Source organism: Clostridium sp. AF27-2AA (assembly GCF_003478505.1).
Lineage (GTDB): Bacteria > Bacillota > Clostridia > Lachnospirales > Lachnospiraceae > Brotaphodocola.
The window spans coordinates 155472-162014 of record NZ_QUFI01000004.1 but is presented as its reverse complement, the minus strand read 5'-3'; the positions used below and the strand labels follow the sequence as shown (position 1 = coordinate 162014).

At 51.4% G+C, this 6543-nt stretch carries 4 protein-coding genes; 1 reads left to right on the top strand and 3 read right to left on the bottom strand.

Annotated features, from left to right (window positions below; genetic code table 11):
* Window positions 1-38: 38 nt before the first annotated feature.
* Window positions 39-1580: a 2,3-bisphosphoglycerate-independent phosphoglycerate mutase gene (gpmI, locus tag DWY84_RS04170; RefSeq protein ID WP_118531081.1), complete on the bottom strand. Its 1542-nt coding sequence runs from the start codon at window positions 1578-1580 to the stop codon at window positions 39-41.
* A 216-nt stretch (window positions 1581-1796) separates the two neighbouring features.
* Window positions 1797-4790, bottom strand: a complete 2994-nt coding sequence (locus tag DWY84_RS04165; protein ID WP_118531079.1) for a TetM/TetW/TetO/TetS family tetracycline resistance ribosomal protection protein — start codon at window positions 4788-4790, stop codon at window positions 1797-1799.
* Window positions 4791-5043: 253 nt separating this feature from the next.
* Between DWY84_RS04165 and DWY84_RS04160 the strand changes: the two genes are divergently transcribed.
* The gene (locus DWY84_RS04160) at window positions 5044-5823 is read left to right on the top strand and encodes an Abi family protein (RefSeq protein ID WP_182434909.1); all 780 of its coding nucleotides are present in this window, start codon (window positions 5044-5046) and stop codon (window positions 5821-5823) included.
* Between the two features lie 12 nt (window positions 5824-5835).
* On the opposite strand, the gene DWY84_RS04155 is transcribed toward DWY84_RS04160, so the two are convergent.
* Window positions 5836-6540, bottom strand: a complete 705-nt coding sequence (locus tag DWY84_RS04155) for a metallophosphoesterase (RefSeq protein WP_182434908.1) — start codon at window positions 6538-6540, stop codon at window positions 5836-5838.
* Between the last annotated feature and the right edge of the window lie 3 nt (window positions 6541-6543).

Sequence of the window (6543 nt, the reverse complement as noted above, 5' to 3'; positions counted from 1 at the left end):
CGGCCTGCTTCGGACCTTTTGTGACTATTCTTAAATTGTTACTTAATCAACAGAGATTTTCCTGTCATTTCTTTTGGCTGCTCCATGCCCATCAGTTCAATGAGGGTCGGGGCGATGTCTGCCAGGCAGCCTCCTTCTCTTAACTTGTAAGACGGATCTGCGTTAACCAGAATAAACGGTACCGGGTTGGTGGTATGAGCGGTCCACGGCTCGCCGGTGCTGTAATCTACCAGCTGCTCTGCGTTTCCATGGTCAGCACAGATAAACATGACACCATTCACTTCTTTGATGGCATCTACTGCTCTGCCCACACAGGCATCTACGGCCTCAATTGCCTTGATGGCTGCGCTCTCTACGCCGGTATGTCCCACCATATCCGGGTTTGCAAAGTTGATGATGATAACATCGTACTTGCCGGACTTGATACAGTCTACCAGCTTGTCGCAGACTGCCGGTGCGCTCATCTCCGGTTTTAAGTCGTAGGTGGCTACTTCCTTCGGAGATGGAACCAGAATGCGGTCCTCGCCCGGGTTCGGCTCTTCCACGCCGCCGTTAAAGAAGAAGGTAACGTGTGCGTATTTCTCAGTCTCGGCAATACGGGCCTGCTTTAAGCCATGGGCTGCCAGGAACTCACCGAAGGTGTTGGTGATGCTTTCCTTCTTGAAGGCCACCAGCTTATTCTCGATGGTCTCATCGTAATCGGTGAAGCAGACGAAGGTGGTCTTCACACGCTCGCCGCGGTCAAATCCGGTAAACTCATCATCGCAGAAGGCATGGGTCAGCTGACGGGCACGATCCGGACGGAAGTTGAAGAAGATCACAGAATCACCAGTCTTGATGGTTGCGACCGGAGCTCCATTCTCCGTGATTACGGTCGGCATCATGAATTCATCGGTCTTGCCGTCATCGTAGGAAGCCTGAATCGCCTCTGCTGCATGCTCTGCGTGATTGCCCTCACCCTTTGTCAGCGCATTGTAGGCTTTCTCCACGCGATCCCAGTTTTTATCACGGTCCATTGCGTAGTAACGACCGGAAACCACACCAACTTTACCAACGCCAAGCTCTTCCATCTTTGCTTCCAGAGCCTCCACGAACTCCTTGCCGGAGGTCGGCGGAGTGTCACGGCCATCTAAGAAGCAGTGCACATAAACCTTGGAGAGACCGTTTCTCTTAGCCAGCTCCAGCAGTCCGTAAATATGGGTGATGTGGCTGTGCACGCCGCCATCGGAAACCAGTCCGAACATATGCAGGGCAGAATCATTCTTTTTGCAGTTCTCAACAGCTGCCATCAGCGCCTCGTTGGAGAAGAAATCTCCATCCTCGATGGACTTGGTGATGCGGGTCAGCTCCTGATATACGATGCGGCCGGCACCCATGTTTAAGTGACCTACCTCAGAGTTTCCCATCTGGCCGTCCGGCAGTCCTACTGCCAGGCCGCTGGCCTGTCCCTTTACAAACGGGCACTGGCTCATAAGCTGGTCCATGATCGGGGTCTTGCCCTCGCAGACTGCGTTGGCCTCGCAATTGTCATTCAGTCCATATCCATCCAGGATCATTAATACCACTGGTCTTTTTTCCATGATCGCTTCTCCTTCTATATTAACGACCGGGATTCCGGTCCGATCATTGCGGCATCCACATCCTGCAGAGCGCAATGTCTGGTCCCTGCATTTCCAACAGGGTTTGTTTAAAAATTGACGAATCAAATATATTGTACTTCACACAGAACAATTTTTCAAGGTGCAATTCCGCTTCTGCGAAGCTTTCTCGCTAAGTTTCCCTGCAACATTTTTTGTTCATGCCTTCTTTTCTTCTGTCCCGGTCCTTTTTCCAAACTGTTCCTCAAAGATCTGTTCCGACGGGGCCGGAATCTTTCCTAACCGCACCTGTTCCAGATACTCTGCCAGTTCCTGTTCCACTCCCGCAAACAGATAATTCTTCCCCGGCTTCACCAGATTGCCCCGGTCCTCCTCAATCTGACGGCTGACACGCTCCATGTCTTCCTCCAGGTCATTTGCCGACATCAGGAGGCAGCCCTGACTCCTTATGATGACCTGCTCCAGACCATCCGAGGTAGCCACCGTCACCCGGTGTTTCTTTCCCATATCATGGGCGAATTTTTCAATGTACTGATCCGCGGTCTCCGCTTCTTTGGTGTAGACCACATGGATATTATGGTAATCCTGCGCGCTTCCTACTCCTCCGGCAACCTTGTAGGCATCAAACACCACGATCAGGTTGTATTTGCGGTAGCCCTGGTAATTGCAGAGCATGTCCATCAGGCGGTGGCGCGCGCCGTCCAGCGTAACCTTCATCAGCTCCCGCAGCTCGTCCCAGGCGTAGAGAATGTTGTAGCCGTCCACCAGAAGGTACTCCTCCACCGGCTCTTCTTTTTTGGCCCTTCCATACTTTCCCGGATCATATACAACCTGGCGCGGGCCGCTGTCGTAGGAGAGCTTGCGTTTGCTCTCGCCGTAGGTGCGGGTGAAGATGGCCTCCAGCTCCTTTTCGTCAGCTCCGAAGGAGGAAGAGGCACTTCCGCTGCCAGCACGGCTGTCTCGGGTTCCTGTCTGTGACGCGGATGTGCCAGACTGGCGACCAAAACCAGCTCCAGTATTGCCAGCTGAACCGACCCAGCCGCTTGCGTCAGATGCTCCTCCAGCGCCCGCCGCATTCCATCCGTTCCCCTCGTCATCCGCGCATGCTTCCTCTCCCAGCACCGGAATCCCGGTCTGGATGTGCATGTAATGCTTGACCTCATACCACGGCACCACAAATCCGGCTCCGTGGGCGCAGAATACCGATCCGGTCGGGTCTGCCAGATCCAGTTCTGCCTCGTAGCGGGTATTTTCCACCACTTCCACCGCGTTGTGGCAAGGGAAATAGCCCTGCAGCACGCAGCTTAAACGGCCCCGCCCTTTCGTGTAGGACACGACCTCCCGCTGGTAATTCTGCATGGTGGCCACCGGCACAACACCGCTTAAGACCATATTTTCTCCGTCCACTTCCGGCGGCTCAAAGGTTCCTTTCATGCGTTCTAAATCCGTCATGGCGCGGCCTACATATTCCGACGGAACCTCCAGTTTAAAAGCATAGTACGGTTCCAGAATCTGCACGCAGCCCTCCGCCGCAGCCTCACAAAGTCCCTGGCGCACGGCCCGGTAGGTTGCCTGACGGAAATCTCCGCCCTCGGTATGCTTCTGATGGGCACGCCCGGCAATCAGCGTAATCTGCATATCAGTAATCTCCGATCCGGTCAGCACGCCCCGGTGGCGTTTTTCTTCCAGATGGGTTAAGATCAGGCGCTGCCAGTTCCGGTCTAAAAAGTCCTCGCTGCACCGCGCGGAAAACTGCAATCCGCTGCCCGGCTCCCCCGGTTCCATCAGAAGATGCACCTCCGCGTAGTGGCGCAGCGGCTCAAAGTGGCCCACGCCCTCCACCGTGGCGGTAATGGTCTCCTTATACACAATGCTTCCCGCATCCAGGCGGATCTCCACACCAAAACGCTCTGCTACCAGGCTTTTTAACACCTCAATCTGTACCTCGCCCATCACCTGCACCTGAATTTCCTGTGCCTGCTCATTCCAGGTAATGTGAAGCTCCGGTTCTTCTTCTTCCAGCTGCTTTAAGTCGGCTAACATCTTGTGGGCGTCGCATTCCTCCGGAAGCTCCACCCGGTAGGTTAAAACCGGCTCCAGCACCGGAAGCTCGGACTCTGCTTCTGTTCCGATTCCCTGCCCCGGATAGGTGTTTAAAGGTCCGGTCACAGCGCAGATCATACCGGGGACAGCTTCATTTACTGTCTCATATTTTGTACCGGAATAGATACGGATCTGATTCACCTTCTCCGGTTCCTTGCCTTTTTCCTGTAAAAAATCTTTGACCTTCAGACTGCCGGATGTAATTTTCAGGTGGGTCAGGCGGCTGCCCTGTTCGTCCCGGGAGATTTTGAAAACCTTTGCGCCAAATGCTGCGTCGGATGCACCGGTCTCTGTGCGTTCCGGGCTTCCGGCATCTGCCCTCTCCTGCTGCACGACATGCCAGCCCTCTGTACCAGCAAACATCTCTTCACTCATCCACCGCTCCAGCCCGGCCAGCAGCTCCTCCACGCCCTGCAATTTCAGTGCTGAACCAAAATAACAGGGGAACAGCTTCCTCTGCCGGATCAGCCTGCGGATATCTTCCTCCGCAATGCTTCCACTTTCCAGATACCGCTCCAGAAGCTCCTCATCCGACATGGCGATGGTCTCCCAGACCTCCTCCGGCACCTCCGCATCCGCATCATCCAGCAGCGCGAAATCCACGCAGGACTCACTCAGACGCTTCTGCAGCTCCGAAAGCAAAGCTTCCCGATCTGTGCCCGGCTGATCCATTTTATTAATGAAGAGGAAGGTCGGAACCTGGTAGCGCTTCAACAGACTCCACAGCGTCTCCGTGTGGCCCTGCACGCCGTCCGCTCCGCTGATGACCAGCACCGCGTAGTCCAGCACCTGCAGCGTCCGCTCCATCTCCGCAGAGAAATCCACATGGCCCGGCGTGTCAAGCAGCGTGACTGTGGTATCGCCTAGCTGACACACCGCCTGCTTGGAAAAAATGGTGATGCCCCGCTCCCGCTCCAGGGCATATGTGTCCAGGTACGCGTCCCGGTTGTCCACGCGCCCCAGCTTTCTTGTAGTTCCTGTTGTATATAAAATCGCTTCTGACAGGGTTGTTTTCCCCGCATCCACATGGGCCAGCAAACCCACACAAACATATTTTGCAGTCTTTTTTTCTCCGTTCTGACCGCTCATAAAAATCTCCTCCCGTGAAAGCATACTTCTGATTAGTATAACACAAGAGAAGATCAGTTTGTATAAATTTATATGGATCCACATAAATTAACAAGGGTATGTTCTCCTTGACAAACTTATTTGGAAAGGTTATGATGTACCTAGTGATCGCACTATGGAAACTTGAGAAGCCCATAGTCTGGAAGGCCCCTGCGGGAGCCTTTTATTATTTATGCACATGAATTTGCAAAACTAATGAATAACGGGGGAAAACTTGGGGGAAAAGCGCTTTCTAACATATGATGAACAGATTACCTTTCTGGAAAAGGAGAAGGGCTTGATAATTTCTAACAAAGAATACGCCAAAAAGATATTGCTAAAAATCGGGTATTTTCCACTGATTAATGGGTATAAAGAAATTTTCAAAGAGCCGATCAATAATCAGTTTCAGAAAGGTACATCATTTGAAGATATTTATGAATTATATGACTTTGATAATGATTTAAGAAACATTTTTATCAAATACATATTGCTGGCAGAACGAAACATCAAATCATCGTTATCGTATCATTTTTGCAAAGAATATGGAGATTTGCAGTCAGATTACCTGAATGTGAACAATTATGATTATACAGGTAAGAAAAAATCTGTCATAGATAAAATGGTAAAGATTATGTCTGGACAGTTACGATATGACAGTGATTACATTTATATCCGACATTATATGACTACATATCACTATGTGCCCTTGTGGGTATTGATGAATGTTCTTACGATTGGGCAGTTATCAAAAATCTATGCCAGTCAAAAGGGACGTATACAAATTCCTAAGGAAAAAGGTCGTTACACATATGGTAAGAACGATCTCTATGCACAGGTTATTATTTTAAAGTTACTTTTATCAACCGAAGATTTTCATAAATTCTTTCATGATTTAAAAATGTGTTTTAAAAAGCATTCAATACACAAGGAAATCCTTGGGAAAATGGGATTTCCAGAGAATTGGCAAAGAATTGGACGAATTAAAAACTATATAAAATCAGAAATTCTATAAAGGAGACTCCCGTCACCTTTTTCCATATTCCACCTGGCGGAGCTGGTACACCGGGCCGCCTGGTTTGTTTTCTTCTATGACCATGGCGGTCAGCTTGTTTCTGGCCACGCAGCCGGTGTCAAGGCCGATGCAGCCGCGCTCCGGCAGCGGCTGCGTTCTGCCTGCGATAATTGCCTTGCAGGTGGCATCTCCCGGCTGGTAAAAAACTTTTTCCGTGGGAGTGTGCCCGTAAAGCACCAGCTTTCCGCTGTAGGTGCCGTCCTCCGCCAGCTTCCGGTCCCAGATGGCAGTGTGGCGGTCGGTGTGCTCCAGGCCCTTGCAGGAAATGGCCGCGTGCACGCAGATGTAATGCTCCGTTTCATAATAAAGCGGCAGCGTCCGGAGATACACAAGAACCGGCGGTATCTCCATGTTATATTTGTAAAAGCTCTTCCGGGTTGTGGAACCACCGTTATAGTTCCAGAGTGACCGGTCAAAGCTGGCATAGGCATCCAGCATCATGTCCTCATGATTGCCAAGGAGCTGGATGAACCGCTCCCCCATGTCACGTTTTAAGATCTGGCATTCCTGCAGAACCAGGGCAGAGTCCGGCCCCCGGTCGATCACATCTCCCAGAAGGATCAGACGATCGGACTCCCGGTCAAATTTAACTTTTTGCAGCAGTGCCTGAAATTCCCGGAAACACCCGTGGATGTCTCCGATCACGATGGTTCTCACAAC